Source organism: Paenarthrobacter sp. NPDC091711, from assembly GCF_044756605.1.
In the GTDB taxonomy this organism is placed as follows: domain Bacteria; phylum Actinomycetota; class Actinomycetes; order Actinomycetales; family Micrococcaceae; genus Arthrobacter.
This window is the reverse complement of record NZ_JBIVTF010000005.1, coordinates 255,243-270,477: the sequence shown is the minus strand read 5'-3', so window position 1 is coordinate 270,477 and position 15,235 is coordinate 255,243. Positions and strand designations below refer to the sequence as shown.

13 protein-coding genes are annotated in these 15,235 nt (G+C 63.3%); 7 read left to right on the top strand and 6 right to left on the bottom strand.

Going from position 1 to position 15,235, the window contains the following annotated elements; translation table 11 throughout:
- Position 1 precedes the first annotated feature (1 nt).
- From manA to ACIQH5_RS10795, 4 genes are read right to left on the bottom strand one after another with little or no spacing between them, the layout of a single operon-like run.
- A complete protein-coding gene (gene manA, locus ACIQH5_RS10810; protein WP_400402961.1) occupies positions 2 to 1,252 on the bottom strand; it encodes a mannose-6-phosphate isomerase, class I in 1,251 nt (416 codons plus the stop codon).
- A gap of 47 nt (positions 1,253 to 1,299) precedes the next feature.
- Positions 1,300 to 2,922: an LCP family protein gene (locus ACIQH5_RS10805; RefSeq protein WP_400402959.1), complete on the bottom strand. Its 1,623-nt coding sequence runs from the start codon at positions 2,920 to 2,922 to the stop codon at positions 1,300 to 1,302.
- A gap of 14 nt (positions 2,923 to 2,936) precedes the next feature.
- Complete coding sequence (purE, locus tag ACIQH5_RS10800) at positions 2,937 to 3,500, bottom strand: 5-(carboxyamino)imidazole ribonucleotide mutase (protein WP_062067006.1); 564 nt, start codon at positions 3,498 to 3,500, stop codon at positions 2,937 to 2,939.
- Positions 3,497 to 4,684, bottom strand: coding sequence for a 5-(carboxyamino)imidazole ribonucleotide synthase (locus ACIQH5_RS10795; protein WP_400402956.1), 1,188 nt, complete (start codon positions 4,682 to 4,684; stop codon positions 3,497 to 3,499). The genes purE and ACIQH5_RS10795 overlap by 4 nt, the downstream gene beginning before the upstream one ends.
- A 180-nt stretch (positions 4,685 to 4,864) precedes the next feature.
- Here ACIQH5_RS10795 and ACIQH5_RS10790 point away from each other — a divergent pair, with 180 nt between their 5' ends.
- Complete coding sequence (locus ACIQH5_RS10790) at positions 4,865 to 5,431, top strand: GtrA family protein (RefSeq protein ID WP_400402954.1); 567 nt, start codon at positions 4,865 to 4,867, stop codon at positions 5,429 to 5,431.
- A 3-nt stretch (positions 5,432 to 5,434) separates the two neighbouring features.
- On the opposite strand, the gene ACIQH5_RS10785 is transcribed toward ACIQH5_RS10790, so the two are convergent.
- Positions 5,435 to 6,130: a TIGR03089 family protein gene (locus ACIQH5_RS10785; RefSeq protein WP_400402952.1), complete on the bottom strand. Its 696-nt coding sequence runs from the start codon at positions 6,128 to 6,130 to the stop codon at positions 5,435 to 5,437.
- A 376-nt stretch (positions 6,131 to 6,506) separates the two neighbouring features.
- Between ACIQH5_RS10785 and ACIQH5_RS10780 the strand changes: the two genes are divergently transcribed.
- From ACIQH5_RS10780 to ACIQH5_RS10770, 3 genes are read left to right on the top strand one after another with little or no spacing between them, the layout of a single operon-like run.
- On the top strand, positions 6,507 to 7,049 hold the full coding sequence (locus ACIQH5_RS10780; RefSeq protein WP_014921116.1) for a WhiB family transcriptional regulator: 543 nt from the start codon (positions 6,507 to 6,509) through the stop codon (positions 7,047 to 7,049).
- A gap of 11 nt (positions 7,050 to 7,060) precedes the next feature.
- Entirely contained in the window at positions 7,061 to 10,477 is a 3,417-nt protein-coding gene (locus tag ACIQH5_RS10775; protein WP_400402950.1) for a glycosyltransferase family 2 protein, read from the top strand.
- Positions 10,470 to 12,137 carry a DUF5719 family protein gene (locus ACIQH5_RS10770; protein ID WP_400402948.1) on the top strand — a complete coding sequence of 556 codons (1,668 nt, stop codon included), beginning with the start codon at positions 10,470 to 10,472 and terminating at the stop codon, positions 12,135 to 12,137. The genes ACIQH5_RS10775 and ACIQH5_RS10770 overlap by 8 nt, the downstream gene beginning before the upstream one ends.
- A 28-nt stretch (positions 12,138 to 12,165) precedes the next feature.
- On the opposite strand, the gene ACIQH5_RS10765 is transcribed toward ACIQH5_RS10770, so the two are convergent.
- Positions 12,166 to 12,684, bottom strand: a complete 519-nt coding sequence (locus ACIQH5_RS10765) for a metallopeptidase family protein (RefSeq protein WP_400402945.1) — start codon at positions 12,682 to 12,684, stop codon at positions 12,166 to 12,168.
- Positions 12,685 to 12,828: 144 nt separating this feature from the next.
- Between ACIQH5_RS10765 and ACIQH5_RS10760 the strand changes: the two genes are divergently transcribed.
- From ACIQH5_RS10760 to ahcY, 3 genes are all read left to right on the top strand, one after another.
- Positions 12,829 to 13,227 carry a DUF3499 domain-containing protein gene (locus ACIQH5_RS10760; RefSeq protein ID WP_062067026.1) on the top strand — a complete coding sequence of 133 codons (399 nt, stop codon included), beginning with the start codon at positions 12,829 to 12,831 and terminating at the stop codon, positions 13,225 to 13,227.
- A gap of 143 nt (positions 13,228 to 13,370) precedes the next feature.
- A complete protein-coding gene (locus tag ACIQH5_RS10755) occupies positions 13,371 to 13,589 on the top strand; it encodes a Trm112 family protein (RefSeq protein WP_400402942.1) in 219 nt (72 codons plus the stop codon).
- Positions 13,590 to 13,634: 45 nt separating this feature from the next.
- Positions 13,635 to 15,113, top strand: a complete 1,479-nt coding sequence (gene ahcY / locus ACIQH5_RS10750; RefSeq protein ID WP_400402940.1) for an adenosylhomocysteinase — start codon at positions 13,635 to 13,637, stop codon at positions 15,111 to 15,113.
- Positions 15,114 to 15,235: the final 122 nt, after the last annotated feature.

Here is a 15,235-nt window from a genome sequence, read left to right as displayed (position 1 = left end):
ATCAGTTCCCCAGGCCCGTGGTCACTGCGAAGGCAACACTGACGTCCGTGGCATCCTGCACGGGGTGAACATTGACGGGCGCTTCGATGTCCGGGATGAACGCGGCGGCGCCCCGCTCAAGCCGGAGGTCGCTTTTGGGGGAATCGAGCAACACCGAACCGGAGACCACCACGACGACGGCCGGCCCGGATTGTGCCAGGGGCACCGGCTCGGCGCCCGGGCCAAGCTCAATACGCTGGAGCTGGAATTCCTTGAACGGCGGGCGGTACAGTTCCTGCCCGAATTCCGTCCCGCTGAGCTGGACACGCGGCACTCCCAGAGCTTCGAAGCGAACGGTCCGGAGAAGCTCAGGAACGTCCAGGTGCTTGGTGGTGAGGCCGCCGCGCAGCACGTTGTCCGAGGAAGCCATGACCTCCACACCCAAACCGTGGAGGTAGGCGTGGATGTTCCCGGCCGGCAGGTATACGGCCTCGCCGGGCTCCAGGGACAGGTGGTTGAGAAGGAGCGATATGAGGACGCCGGGATCGCCGGGGAAGGCCTCATTGATGTCCAGCATCGCAGCGAGCACCTCACGGTGCGGTTCCAACGGCGCGCCGGCAGAGAATACGGCCACTACTTCGTTGATCGCGTCGGAAACCTGGCTTCCGCCCTCGATCAGGCGGCTGAAAGCTGCTTTCAGGGCAGCGGGTTCGTCGTGGACAGCAAGGTCCGAAATGACGTTGGTGATCACCGGCGGAACAGCGACGGCAGCGGAATCAAGGACGCGGGCCAGGTGCTCGAAGACTGCTTTTGACCCTGCGGGTGGCCGGAAACCGCACATAGCCTTGAACGGAGTCAGGGCAAAGATCATCTCCGGTTTGTGGTTATCGTCCCGGTAGTTGCGTTCTGCCGCGTCCGCGGGGATGCCGGCAGCGTTCTCGCGGGCGAAGCCCTCCCTCGCCTGGTCCAGGCTCGGGTGCACCTGCAGGGACAGGGGCTGAGCGGCAGCCAGGAACTTGGTGAGGAACGGCAGTCGTGGCCCGAACTCGGCGATGCTTTCCGAGCCCAGGCAGCGCACGGGATCCGCGGCGATCAAGGCGTCGAGCGGCTGAGTGACCCCGTTGGGGTGGACGGCTGTGGAGGGGGAGTCCGGGTGGGCTCCGATCCACATTTCGGCCTCGGGACCACCCGGTGCCGGCCGCCCCAGCAACTCGGCGATCGCCGTCGTCGAACCCCACGCATAGGGTCGCAAAACATTTTCAATCTGGTACACGAAAGAAAGTCCTTATCGTCGCGCTGAACGTGAGGGCGGAAGGCAGCTTAGAGCGGTGCGCACTGTCCGTTGGTGGCCACAAGGTCTCGGATGCCTTGCTCATCGCCTTGGGCCTTGAGGCCGTTGAGCAACTCGATGGTGATGGGCGTGCCGTCGGGTGTAGTGGTCACCGGGGTGAAGTCGGACGACGGCGACGGCAACTGACCCGCTGTTACGGACCCGGCCAGCGGACCGGCGGCCATGACGGCCCCGGCAGCTGCACCGTTATAGGAGACGACGGCGTCACTGGCCTTGGGAGTATTGGACGACGCCAGTGTTTCCTGGACCTTGGAGTGGATCAGGTCAAAGTCCGGCACAGTGGAGAAGGACGCGTCAAAGTCCGGGGGGCCGATAGTGAGGCGCTTGACCGGCTGATTCTTGGACTTCAAGGCAAGATCCACGAAGCTGCCCAGCTGGTTGGAGGAAATGTTGGAGTCAACCACTTTGGTGCCGGCGTTGGCGATGTCCTCGAACTTTGTGAGGAGGGTGGCGGGGTCCAACTGCTTGAGCATGGCCTGCTGCACGCACTGCTGGCGTGCAATGCGGGCGTAGTCATCCACGAATTCGCGGGAACGTCCGTACCACAGGGCCTGGAAGCCATTAAGGTGCTGATCACCTGCCGGGATCCAGCCATCAGGCATGCCGTGAATTCCGTTGGCCTCGTCAGTGACCGGACCACTAATGGGTACCCAGCCTCCGGCCTTGATACCGATGCCACCCATGGCATCAATGAGTTTCGCGAAGCCGTCCATGTCCACCAGGACATAAGCCTGGACGGTGATGCCCAAGGTGCCGGACACAGCTTCGAGCGTGGCCTGCGCACCAGGATCGGCAACTCCCGGGTAGAGATCCTGGTAGTTGTTGGTGACCTCGGTGTTGACGGCGTTGATGAGGCACTCGTCGCCGCAGTTGTAGCCGTCCGGGTAGATCTTGCGCATGGGCGAACCCTCGCTGAACTGCGCATTCTGAAGGTTGCGGGGGACGGAGATGATGGCACTCTCGCCTGTTTTCGCATCGACGCTGATGACGGAGAGGCTGTCCGGACGGCGGCCGGTCCGATCGTCCCCGGCGTCGCCGCCCATCATGAGGAAGTTGTAGCGCCCGTCCACGGGATCAATGGCGGGACCGGCATTGAAGATGCTGCCGATCGCATTCCGGCTCACGTTCAGGACGTAAGCGAGATAGCCCAGGGATCCGCTGCCAATGACCGTGCATACTGCCAGGACCACGGCGATGATGGGGCGCATTCCCGGTGCCAGGAGTGCAGGCCTGATGATCCGCAGAGTATTGAGGAACAGGAAAGCCCATCCCAAGGCCAAGGCCACCAGGATCACAATGATGAACAACGAGCCCACGGGGTGCGTGGCGAGGCTGAGCAGCAAGCTTCGATTCACCAGGGCGATGAACAGCGTGAGCAGGACGAGGGCCCACACCGTGATGGTGACGCGCAAGGCAATGCGGCCAAGTTTGCGGTCACCGGCAACGATTTGGGCGCTGCCGGGAACAAACAGGGTGAGGAGGACCAGCACAAAGGCGCGTTTGGTCCGCACCGGAGCGCTGGCGCCGGAGGGATAGCGGACGGGATCAGTCAGGGCGGCGCCGGGCTGACTCGGGGTCTTGTGCATGGTCATCAACCGCTGCCTTCCTAGCGGGGGCTCCGGGCGGAAGCGTTGGCGGGGGAGAAGACCTCTTCCACTTTGTGGCGCAGGTTTTCGCCCTTCTTGGTGGCGACGTCGTTCAGTTCCTGGGCGAAGGTGAGGAGGTCCGCGCGGAGCTTGGCCGCGAGTTCATCGGTTCCCGAAGCCAGCATGCGAACAGCGAGGAGTCCGGCATTGCGGGCACCGGCGATGGACACCGTGGCCACGGGAACACCGGCGGGCATCTGCACGATGGACAACAGGGAGTCCATGCCGTCCAAGGTCTTGAGGGGAACCGGGACACCGATGACCGGAAGGGGCGTTACCGAAGCCAGCATGCCGGGGAGGTGGGCTGCACCGCCGGCGCCGGCAATGATGACGCGGAGGCCACGTTCGTGTGCCGTCTGTCCGTAGCGGATCATCTCGGTAGGCATGCGGTGGGCTGAGACCACGTCCGCCTCAAAAGGGATGCCGAACTCGGCCAGGGCGTCCGCCGCGGCTTCCATAACGGGCCAATCGGAATCCGAGCCCATCACGAGTCCAACGAGCGGGGCTGTTGTTTCCGAAGTCATACGGTCTCCTCAAGAGTGGTCTGTTCCGGTTTGCGGCCGTCACGAATGATGTTGGCCACCGCGGTAGCGCGCTGGCGGACGGAGTCGACGTCGGAAACCGAGCTGCCAACGAGGTTCACGTGGCCGATCTTGCGGCCCGGGCGGACGGACTTGCCGTAGGAGTGCACCTTCGCAGCGGGCTCGAACGCCAAGGCCATGGGGAAGGCTTTGAAGAGATCCTGGTTGTCGCCGCCCAGGAAGTTCTTCATGACCACTACCGGGGCCAAGGCATCGGTTGCGCCCAATGGAAGGTCCAGGACAGCACGCAGGTGCTGCTCGAACTGGCTGGTGATAGAACCGTCCTGCGTCCAGTGACCGGTGTTATGCGGGCGCATGGCAAGTTCGTTGATGAGGAAGCCAACTCCGACGCCGGGCGTTTCGAAGAGTTCTGCAGCCATGACCCCCGTGACGCCGAGCTCGTTGGCGATGCGGAGAGCCGCCTCTTCCGCCGCGGCAGCCACCTCAACGGAAATGTTTTGGGCGGGCGCGATCACTTCGTCGCAAACACCGTCCACTTGGATGGTGTGAACCACCGGCCAGGCACGGGATTCTCCACTGGGGCGACGTGCCACAAGGGCGGAGAGTTCGCGGCTGAAATCAACCTTTGCTTCGGCAAGCAGAGGGCTCATGGCCTGGAACCAGTCGGCGGTATCCGCGGCCTCCTCAGGGGAGTCAACCATCCGGACTCCCTTGCCGTCATAGCCGCCGCGGGGCGTCTTCAGAACCACAGGCCAGCCGATCCTGTCCCCAAAGGCCACCAGCTCATCAACAGTGTTGACCGCTGACCACTCCGGGTTAGGCAGGCCCAGACGGTCAATGGCAGCACGCATCACCAGTTTGTCCTGGGCGTTAACCAAAGCATCGGGGCCCGGCTGGACGTTGACTCCGGCATCCAGGAGGGCTTGCAGGTGTTCCGTCGGGACGTGTTCGTGATCGAACGTCATGACGTCCAGGCCCTTGGAGAACTCCAGAAGAGCGTCCAAGTCCTTGTAGTCGCCAATAGGTGCAGTGGCCACTGCAGCCACGGCAGAAACGTCCTCACCCTCGGCCAAAACACGGAGTTCGAAGCCCAGGGCGGTAGCGGGCGGAGCCATCATTCGTGCGAGTTGGCCGCCGCCAACTACGCCAATTACTGGAAAAGTCACAAGGTTCAGCCTACCGAACCGGCGGCAGGATCACTGATTCTGCCGCCCCCGCGGACGGTTTTCTGTGGTGCGAAGGGCCGGTATCGGCCTTCTCACAGCCCTCTCAAAGGCAGCGCAAGGAAATCGGCGCTAAAATGGGGTTGGCCCATCGGCCCACTTTTTCAACGGCCATGGAGGGTCATGATCACCACACTTGCAGATCGCATCCGCGGACTTGCCTCACTTTTTTGGCGTGAGGTAGCAAAGTTCGGCGCCGTCGGCGGTGTTGCTTTTGTCATTGACTCGGCGGTTTTCATCTGGCTGTTTTCCGGTCCGATGCACGGCAGCGAAGTGTGGGCGAAGGCCATTGCAACCATTGTTGCCAGCATTTTCTCGTGGGTTGCAAACCGCTTTTGGACGTTCCGGCATCGCAAACAGGCCAACGTTGTTCGTGAGGCCGTCCTGTTTGCCGTCATGAACCTTGTAGGACTCCTGATTGCGTCCGGCTGTGTGTGGTTCGCCAAGTACATCCTGGACCTCAACGACAAGCCGTCGCTGTTCATCGCCGGCAGCGTTGTTGGCCTCATCCTGGGCACTATCTTCCGGTTCTTCGCTTACCGCTTCTGGGTGTTTAACGAAGAGTTGGACGCCGAACCCGAATTCTCGCACGACCACGAGATTATCGAGCTTCACCACAAGTCCAAGAGCGGTTCCGAAACAGGCGCGAATCCTGCAACCGGCGAATTGCCCTCGGTAAAAAACCTCTAACGCTTAGGAACCGCTGACGCGCTCGTTCTCGAGCAGGTGCTCGGTCACGTCCAGCTCCGGATGTACCAGGACTACGGAGCCGTCCTCTTTCCAGGCACCCAAAGACGCTGCGAGGCACTGCTCCAGGCCGTCGGCCGCGCGTACCAGCAGGCGGACGCCTGGCTCCTGAGTGGTCGCAAAACCGTCAATGAGTTCGCCGTGGGGGAGTCCCGCGGTTCCACGTACGGCGGGCAAGCCCGCCTCGGGTTCGTTGTGGGCCATGAAGACGTCGCCGTGCGAACGCACTTCAGCCGCGTAGTCCACGACGCCGGATGGCAGCTCTCCCGGCCATCGCATCGCAAGTGCGGCGAGCGGCACGGCGACCACCGCATCGAAGCCGGCCCCCGCGCCGTCGTCGGGCTTATCCGTTGCCAGGAGATCCGCGGAGGTGGCGTCGAAGACCACCTCCATGCCCAGCTGCCATGCAGCCAGGGCCCAGACGAAGGACTTCCAGTGCGCCGGGAGATCCAACCGGATGGACATCCCGGGTTCGGCGTCGAGTTCGTCCTGCAGCAGGTTGCTTGTCTTGGCTACCCAGTTGTCCAGTACGCGGCCTGAAAGCTCAACCCGCTCGGAGTCGGGGCCATACCAGGTGAGTCGAGGTGACGTTGAATGACCGGATCGAAGGGCGGTCATCAGGTTCGCTGCCGGGATGCTCATGCGTCAATCTTGCCACGCTGGTTCCGCGGCGTCCTTGGGCTTTGTGCCGTGATTGTGAAATGCGACACACCCCAATATCTCCAGTCGTTGGGGCGCCGGGGGTGTGGCGGTAATTTTCCGCGGAAATTCAATGAAAGTTAACCTGAAGCGATCCGCGGCTTCCATTTCCCGCGGGGACACGCGGCGGCGCGGCCAAAAAGTTGGGCGTGGCGCATCCCACGTTTCTACAGATTCTTGATTATTATCCCGGCGCGGCTTGACTGCCGGGTAGTTACACGCGTGTAATTAGTAATCAACGCCGCTGCACAGATAACCGGAACGTCACCGGGAATCGGAAACACATCCAAGCAGCAGCTGCAAAATCAGGAGGGACGCCATGGGGCAAGCGTTGCGTATCCAGGAAGATGCAGTCGTCGCAGAACATGCGTCGGTGAAATACCGTTCGCGGGAAGTACCGGGGGATTGGTACGTGGACCCGGCGGACCCGGAAGCGGCAGACCGATACAACCAGAATGTGCAGCAGTCTTTGGAGGATCAGGCTACCGCCCTCCTCGCCGCACATGAGGCTCTGATTGGTGACCTGCCCGCTGGGCCGGATGAAGATTTGGACGACCCTCCCATGGAGCTGCGTCGTCCCCTCGAAACACCGGGGCAACCCGTGTGGATCGGCCTTCCCCAGGGAGACTTCGATGACGAAGGCGAACTCGGCTGGCAGACTGACGCGCTGTGCGCACAGACCGATCCTGAAGCCTTCTTCCCTGAAAAGGGTGGGTCTACGAGGGATGCCAAGAAGGTCTGCGGGGCGTGCAACGTCCGCTCGCAGTGCTTGGAATATGCTCTCGCCAATGATGAGCGGTTCGGTATTTGGGGCGGACTCTCCGAGCGGGAGCGTCGTCGGCTAAGGAAGCGAGCGGTCTAATTCTCAAGGAAGTGCATGTTACCGCCGTCGTGGTTTCCCACGACGGCGGCAACTATCTGCCCAGAACATTGGCGGCATTGTCGGACCAGACGCGTCCGGCAGATGCCGCCATTGGCATTGATACAGGTTCCACGGATAACTCGCTTGAATTGCTCAGCGAGGCCCTCGGCCAGAGCAATGTGACCTCGTTCCACCATGCAAAGACGGGCTTCGGGGCAGCCGTCCACTCCGGCCTGGAGGAGCTCGCTCCCTCAGGAGGTGCCGCACACGGTGCGGAAGGCGATGCTGGCGGGGGTGCTGCACGCAATACCGCACCGGACAGCAGCGCGAAGATCTCTTCCGTCGAATGGATCTGGCTTTTGCATGACGACGCCGCGCCCGCGCCTGATGCGTTGGCGGAACTTCTCCATGCGGTTGAACGCGCGCCCTCTGTAACGGTGGCGGGCTGCAAGCAGCTTGGGTGGGATAACAAGCGGCACCTGGTGGATGTAGGACTTTCGACGAGCCGCTGGGCTGAACGCCTGACACTGATCGACGCTGATGAAGTGGATCAAGGGCAATACGATGCCCGGACCGACACCTTCGCCGTGAACTCCGCGGGCATGCTGATCCGTCGCGATGTCTGGGAGCTGCTGCAAGGTTTTGACCCTGCACTTCCGGGCAGTGGCGATGACGTGGATTTCTGTTGGCGAAACTGGCTCGCGGGCAATCGCGTGGTCATCGTCCCCAGTGCCCGGATGTTCCATGTGGAACACCGCCCGCATGGTCTGGGCACATCCTCCGCGGCACGAAAAGCCCAGATCCACCTGCGACTCAAGCACACCCCTTGGTGGAATGTACCCTTCCAAGCGGTGGGCGCTTTGTTCGGTGCCGTGGTCCGGCTCGTGCTGAGCATCCTGGTCAAAGAACCGGGATATGGCCTCTCGCAGTTCACGGCCACTATCGCTGCCCTTGTCCGGCCCGTTGCCATTGCCAAGGGCCGCCGCGTTGCGGCCAGGACACGCCGCGTACACCGCTCGGTGGTCCGCGGACTGCAGACGCCTACACGGGAGGTGCGTGCCAACAGGCGCTCCTTGCTGGAGGCGATCCGCCCAGCCGACGACACCGTGGGTTTCTCCGATCTTCTTGCCCCGGAACCTAGCGGGGACGCTGCAGATGACTTCGCCGCACTGGCCACCAATGAACGTGGCTGGGTGGGCACAGGCGCGGTGGCAGCTGCGCTGTTGGCCCTCGCCGCGGCACTCGTAGGGCTGCTGGGACTGCTCCGCTCAGGCACGGTTGCCGGTGGCGGGCTCCTGCCGTTGTCTGCCTCGCCAGGTGATATTTGGGCCAATGCGTCCACGTGGTGGATCTCCCTGGGCGCTGGTCTGCCCGGACACGGCGATCCGTTCGGCTATGTGCTGTGGCTGCTCTCGCTCTTTGGGGGCGGTGACGGCAACGCTGCGATGGTGTGGCTGCTGATCCTTGCCATGCCGTTGTCCGCTCTGGGTGCGTGGTTCGCGTCAGGCGCGCTTACTACCAAACGTCGTTTCCGGCTTGCGGCCGCCTTGGCTTGGTCCGCTGCTCCTGCGCTCCTGATAGCGATCAATGAGGGCCGTGCCGGCGCCTTGGTGGCCCACGTCATGATGCCACTTTTGCTGCTCGCCCTGTTGCGCGCCTCGGGATCCGCCGTAGCCCAGGGCCCGGCGTTGGCGGGCAGGCAGCTCAGCCGTCGTCCTGCCCTGATCCTCGGAAAGCCCGGCATCAACGGAACACCATCGTGGACTGCCGCAGCCGCTGCGGGTCTGGCGATGGCCGTGGTTACCGCCTCTGCGCCGTCGTTGTTGGGGCCGGTGGTTGTTGCGGTGGTTCTGGCTGCGGTGGTCCTCGGGCAACGGGGTAAGACACTGTGGTGGTCGCTCCTGCCAACCGTCGCCTTGTTCCTGCCCTATGGAATATCCGTGCTGGACAGGCCGCGTTCCTTGCTTGCCGATCCCGGATTGCCACTGACGTTCGAGGCAGCTCCGCTATGGCAGCAGCTTCTCGGCCAACCCCTGGCTTTCACTATCGACGGCGGTGTGACCGGTTTGGCGGTCTTCGGTCCAGGCCCTGTGCCGTGGGCTCTGCTGCTGGCTCTCCTGGTCATCGCACCAGTCCTGATCCTCGCTGTTGCCGCTTTGTTCCTGCCCGGAAAACGCGCTGCGCTGGCCCGGGTGTTCTGGTTGGTTGCTTTGGCTACGCTTGCGAGCGGTTGGTTGGTGGGCCATGTGGCCACCGGTGTCAACAACAACGTGATCGTTGGTCCCTTTACCGGCCCTGCCGTATCGGCGTCGGGCATGTTGCTCCTGGGTGCTGCCGTTCTTGGGGCTGAGAAGCTCTTCGCGGCGCCACGAAAGACGCCGAAAGGCTCCCCGCGTCCGCTCCCGCTCCGTCGCGTTGCCTCGGCTGTTGCCATGGCGCTCCTGGTTGCCGGCCCCCTTGCGGGCATGGCTGCCTGGGCCGCCCAAAATGTCCTCCAGCCCACGCCCACTGCCGGATCGAGTGCCGCTTCCCGGACTGCCGAACAGGCGTCCTCCCTTGGCACCCGCCGCCACATATGGCCGGTAGAGACGGGTACATTGCCCGCTACGGCCGTTGATCGTGGACAGGGACCTGAGCGCACGCGAACACTGGTCATCACCAGCGGCGAACAGGGGGCCTTCTCCTCATCACTGATGCGCGGAGCAGGTACCACGCTGGACAGCTTGTCCACCATTGCTTCTGCACGGACCATCATCGGCGCACCGGGACGTGAGGAAATCGCGGACGACGATGCTGCCACGGCGTCCCTGCGCAGGGCCGTCGCCACCATCGTGGCGGGCACGGGCGTGGACCCCCGCGCAGATCTTGAACAGCTTGGTGCCGGATTCATCGTCCTTAAGGCAGAAGACAACGCCGCCCAACTGACGGCCAGCAGGATGGACGCCGTCCCGGGACTCGTGGCCGTTGGCCAGACCGACGCCGGGTGGCTGTGGCGGGTGACGCCTCGTAACCAGGAGGCCGCTACTGCCGCCGACACCGCACACCGGGTGCGCATCATGGACTCCCAAGGCAATCTCCTGAGTACGCTGCCATCCGAGGAAGTGTCCGTGGACGCCACTGTGCCAGCGGGGGATGAGGGCCGAAAGATTGTCCTCGCCGAACGCTCCGATCCCGGGTGGACTGCCTGGTTGGATGGCCGCCAACTGGAGTCCACAACATCCGGTTGGTCGCAGGCCTTCGAGCTGCCGGCCAGCGGGGGTGACCTTGAAATCCGCTATACCAACCCCTGGGCCCTGTGGTTCGGAATATTGCAGGCAGTGGTGATTGGATTGACGGTTCTGTTGGCCGTGCCGATGCCCGCACGCCGCAGCCGAACCGGCATGTCGAGGGACGAAGTCTCCCTCCGTAAGGAGTACAGCAGTGTCTGAGGACCAAAAGAACGAGTCCGGCGAAAGCACTGGAGCCCCCGAGCCCAAGAAGGCCAGGAACTCCGGCAGCCGCAGCTCGAGCAGCCGTAGCTCCAATAAAGGAGTCATCACCGGCGTCCTCTCGGCAGTGGTTATCCTTGCGGCCGGCGGAGGCGCAGTGGCCGCGACGTCAATGGTGCCTGAACCTTCCGGGGGGACCACCATGGACATCCGCCAGGCCGACGTACCTGCCGGCCGTGCCTTGGGTGTTTGTCCCGAACCCGCGAGGCTTGTGAACGGAACCGTGGTAGGGACGGATGCTGACTTCAGTCCGGTGTCCACCACGGCTACCAGTGCCCTGAACGCTGTGGTGCTGAGCAACCCGGCCGGAACGGTGCCGGGGAGCAGCGTGGAATCCCTCGGTGGTGGCACGGTGGCCCGGATCGCAGATTCCCCCACCAGTACGCCGACGCCCACCGTTGGTCCGCCGGTACTTGCGGCAGGCGTCGCGTCCATTAGCCCTGTGACTTCCCCTACTGTGGTGGGCGCCGAGGCCGTTGGGAACGAGCAAGCGTCCTTGGCCGGCAACCTGAGCTACTCGGCCACGGACGGCGATCTCCGGGGCCTGGCGTCCACTCAATGCCAGCCACCGGGAAATGATGCTTGGCTGTTGGGCGCAAACACCGCCGTTGGCCGGACTGCCGTGCTGAACGTGAGCAATGCCTCCGAAACCCCAGCAACGGTCAACCTCGAATTGTATGGATACGACGGTCAGATCCAGGCGCCGGGGGCTCGTGGTCTCCTGGTGGCTCCGGGCACCACCCGTTCCGTGAACCTGGCCGGACTCGCGCCAGGGGAATCGCAACTTGCCGTGCACGTGCGCAGTACAGGTGGCCCGGTTGCAGCCACCATCCAACAGAGTGTGTTGCGTGGAATCGCGCCAGGTGGCGTCGAGTACCTCTCGCCGGGCGCGGGGCCATCGAACCTGCAGGTGATGTCCGGCGTCGACATTCAGGATCCGGCGGGCGTCAAGGCGCTGGCCGCCAAGTCAGGTTTCGCGGATGCCGTACCGGCCCTTCAGATCGCCGTCCCCGGTTCCACTGACGCCGTGGTGCAAGTCAGCCTTTATGGTGCCAACGGGGAACGAAAGATTCCCAACGGGGGAGTGCTGACGGTCAAAGGCGGTACCGTGGCCACCCTCAACCTTGATGGTGTTCCAGCCGGCAGCTACACCGTCAGGGCCAGCTCGGATGTCTCCTTCCTGGCATCATCGAGGGTAACGCGAGGTACCAAAGCGGAGGATGCAACGGACTTTGCCTGGTCGCCGTCGTCGGCCCGTCTCGGTAGCCAGCACCTGGTGGCCGTACCCCGGGAGGGTCAGAGGTTCTTGAGCCTCGGAGTCCCTGAGGGGCGGGGCACGGTCAGCTACGCTCCGGTGACTGCCGACGGAAAGGTGGGCAAGGCCGTTGACGTTGACATGTCCGGCGGGACCACCTCCATGATTGAGCTACCGGAGAAGTCCGGCGGTTCGGTGGTGGCGGGCTACGTGGTTTCTGCCGCGGGTGACCCCGTATACGGCGCGCTGGTACTCGGCAAACAAGGCCGCACGGACGTTTCCGTCGTGGCAATTCAGGATGCGGCCGCAGGACTGCAGAAGGTCCCTGTCTCGGTGGGCTACTAGTCTCGGCAGGCTACTAGCCGAAGCAGATTTATTGGTATCGACGCCGGTAAACCGGGTCCAGCGTCTCAGGAGGCACGCCGAGCATCTCGGCCGTGTACTCCACCACCACGTCGTGGACGAGGTCCTGGAGCTCCTCCCGGCTGGAAACGCCTTGCGCAACCACCCGACGGTACACCGTGATCATGGGTGCCTCGCCGCGACCACCGGGTGTGTAGGAGCCCAACGGGGCGGTGTTACCCATGGCAACGAGCTGCTCAAGGTTGGGCGGAATTTCGTCCACCGCAAAGAGAACGCCGTCCAGTTGTTTGCCCCACATGTCCTGGAGCCGCTCAGCGGAGTCCAGCACCATGTCATCAAAGCGCTCTGCGCGGGTGCGGAATCCGGGGAGATTGGGGAGCATTAGTTCTCCGCGCAGTCCCCGGCCGTGCCGGTTGCGCCGGCGTCGCCGGAATCCCCGCACTTCCGAACCGGCGTGTTCCTGGGCCTGATCGCCATCGGCGTCAGTCCACCGGATAGTGAATCCGGGAACATGTGGCTGTGACTGCATATATCGACTTTAGTCCGGCGGACCCGCCAACGCGACCTCATGGCCTGCACCGCGCCGCGTGACGTGATACTCCGAAGAGTTGCCTCGTCAATACTGCGGTGAGTTAGTGAGGCACGGGCGATCAATGCACAATGTCCGTGCCCAATGGCGCTAATCTGGGATGTTGTGGGTGCCATTCGTCAATGTTCCAGATCAGCCTGCCGCCAGTCCGCGGTGGCCACTTTGACGTACGTGTACGCAGAGTCAACCGCAGTGCTGGGGCCTCTGGCCACCTACGCGGAACCGCATGCCTATGATCTTTGCTCGCAGCATGCCGAGTCCCTCACGGTTCCGCGGGGCTGGGAAGTCCTGCGTTTGGCCATGCCCACAACGCCGCAGGAGCCGGGTCCGGATGATTTGTTGGCACTTGCCAACGCGGTCCGGGAAGCTGCCTCGGCCACTACCGAAACTCCTGCCCGGCAGAGCCACGCGCAGATGGAGCCGCCTGCCGGTACCGAGGGCACCCGGCGAGGGCATCTGCGTATCCTCCGCGAACCGTCCTGACCCGCCCCTCAGCCCCCGGATTCGCGGGCGGTGGACGCAATTCGTCGTCGGGATCAAAACACGTTCTCCGTGCGCGGTAGTCTGGAATCTGCAGATATATCCGCCAGCGGCGCCATGCCGGCGCCACCCAGGGAGCATCATTCATGCCAAAGGTCAGTCCTGAACTGTTGTCCATCCTGCGCTGCCCCGTGACGGGTTCACCGCTGGTCCAAGAGGCCGATGAGTTGGTTTCCACCGATGCCGCTGCGGACGGCGAAAAGCTCCGCTACACCATTGAGGACGGCATCCCGTTGCTCCTGCCACCGGAACTGCTGGCTGCAGCCAACGCGGCAACCTCGAGCCAGCACGATTCCAAGGCCTAACGCGCCTTCTTGAACCACATCCGCACGGTACCCCTAAGGACTTCCATGACTTTTGACTTCAAAGTGGCTGACATCACTCTCGCGGAGGCCGGCCGCCACCAGATCCGTCTTGCCGAGCACGAAATGCCGGGCCTTATGTCGCTCCGCGCAGAGTTCGGCGCCTCGCAGCCGCTCAAGGGTGCAAGGATCGCAGGGTCGCTGCACATGACGGTACAAACCGCGGTGCTCATCGAAACCCTCACTGCCTTGGGCGCGGAAGTTCGCTGGGCCTCCTGCAACATCTTCTCCACCCAGGACGAAGCCGCTGCCGCCGTCGTCGTTGGCAAGGGCACCCCGGAGAACCCGCAGGGTGTTCCGGTGTTCGCTTGGAAGGGCGAAACCCTTGAGGAGTACTGGTGGACTGCGGAGCAGATCCTCACCTGGCCCGGCGCTGACGCCAACCCGGAGTTGGGTCCCAACATGATTCTCGACGACGGCGGCGACGCCACGCTGCTGCTGCACAAGGGCGTCGAATTCGAAGCCGCGGGAGCCGTGCCCACCGCCACCGAGGAAGATCCGGAAGAGTACGTCCTCGTCCTGGACCTCCTGCGCAGGACCCTTGCCGCTGATCCGCAGAAGTGGACCCGCCTGGCTGCCCGCATCGAGGGCGTCACCGAGGAAACCACCACCGGTGTGCACCGCCTTTACCAGCTCGCGGAGCAGGGCAAGCTGCTGTTCCCGGCCATCAACGTTAACGACTCCGTGACCAAGAGCAAGTTCGATAACAAGTACGGCATCCGGCACTCCCTGCCGGATGGCATCAACAGGGCCACGGACGTCCTCATGGGCGGCAAGGTTGCGGTTGTTTGCGGCTACGGCGACGTCGGCAAGGGCGCCGCTGAAGCGCTGCGCGGCCAGGGCTCACGCGTCATCGTCACCGAGATTGACCCCATTTGTGCGCTCCAGGCTGCGATGGACGGCTACCAGGTGGCCAAGCTGGAGACGGTGCTCGCCCAGGGTGACATCTTCATCACCACCACGGGCAACAAGGACGTCATCATGGCCGAGCACATGCTGGGCATGAAGAACAAAGCAATCGTGGGAAACATCGGCCACTTCGACAACGAGATCGACATCGCCGGGCTGGCAAAGATTGCTGGCGTCAAGAAGGTTGAGATCAAGCCGCAGGTCCACGAGTGGGTGTTCGAGGCAGGCACTGATTCGGAGCGTTCCATCATTGTGCTGTCCGAGGGCAGGCTGCTCAACCTGGGCAACGCCACTGGCCACCCGTCGTTCGTGATGAGCAACTCCTTCGCCAACCAGACCATTGCGCAGATTGAACTTTGGACCAAGAAGGACCAGCCCGCTGGAGAGCGCGAGTACCAGAACCAGGTCTACGTCCTCCCCAAGATCCTTGATGAGAAGGTTGCGCGCCTCCACTTGGATGCATTGGGCGTTGAGCTGACGGAACTGAGCAAGGATCAGGCTGATTACCTCGATCTGGACGTTGCAGGGCCGTACAAGCCGGAGCACTACCGCTACTAGGCTTCACTGTTTGCCGATGCCGGCAATACCCAAATCGATGGTGAAAGGCCGGACACGCGACCAGCGAGTCCGGCCTTTCGGCTAGAATTGGGTGTTCAGTAATGCTTGCGGGGGACAGGATG

Excerpts from the sequence above, each read along its gene's own strand:
- ACIQH5_RS10760 (WP_062067026.1), top strand. The coding sequence starts at position 12,829 with ATGGCGCTAATCTGGGATGTTGTGGGTGCCATTCGTCAATGTTCCAGA.
- ACIQH5_RS10755 (WP_400402942.1), top strand. The coding sequence starts at position 13,371 with ATGCCAAAGGTCAGTCCTGAACTGTTGTCCATCCTGCGCTGCCCCGTG.
- ACIQH5_RS10765 (WP_400402945.1), bottom strand. The coding sequence starts at position 12,684 with ATGCAGTCACAGCCACATGTTCCCGGATTCACTATCCGGTGGACTGAC.
- ahcY (WP_400402940.1), top strand. The coding sequence starts at position 13,635 with ATGACTTTTGACTTCAAAGTGGCTGACATCACTCTCGCGGAGGCCGGC.
- ACIQH5_RS10780 (WP_014921116.1), top strand. The coding sequence starts at position 6,507 with ATGGGGCAAGCGTTGCGTATCCAGGAAGATGCAGTCGTCGCAGAACAT.
- ACIQH5_RS10805 (WP_400402959.1), bottom strand. The coding sequence starts at position 2,922 with ATGACCATGCACAAGACCCCGAGTCAGCCCGGCGCCGCCCTGACTGAT.
- ACIQH5_RS10790 (WP_400402954.1), top strand. The coding sequence starts at position 4,865 with ATGATCACCACACTTGCAGATCGCATCCGCGGACTTGCCTCACTTTTT.
- purE (WP_062067006.1), bottom strand. The coding sequence starts at position 3,500 with ATGACTTCGGAAACAACAGCCCCGCTCGTTGGACTCGTGATGGGCTCG.
- ACIQH5_RS10785 (WP_400402952.1), bottom strand. The coding sequence starts at position 6,130 with ATGAGCATCCCGGCAGCGAACCTGATGACCGCCCTTCGATCCGGTCAT.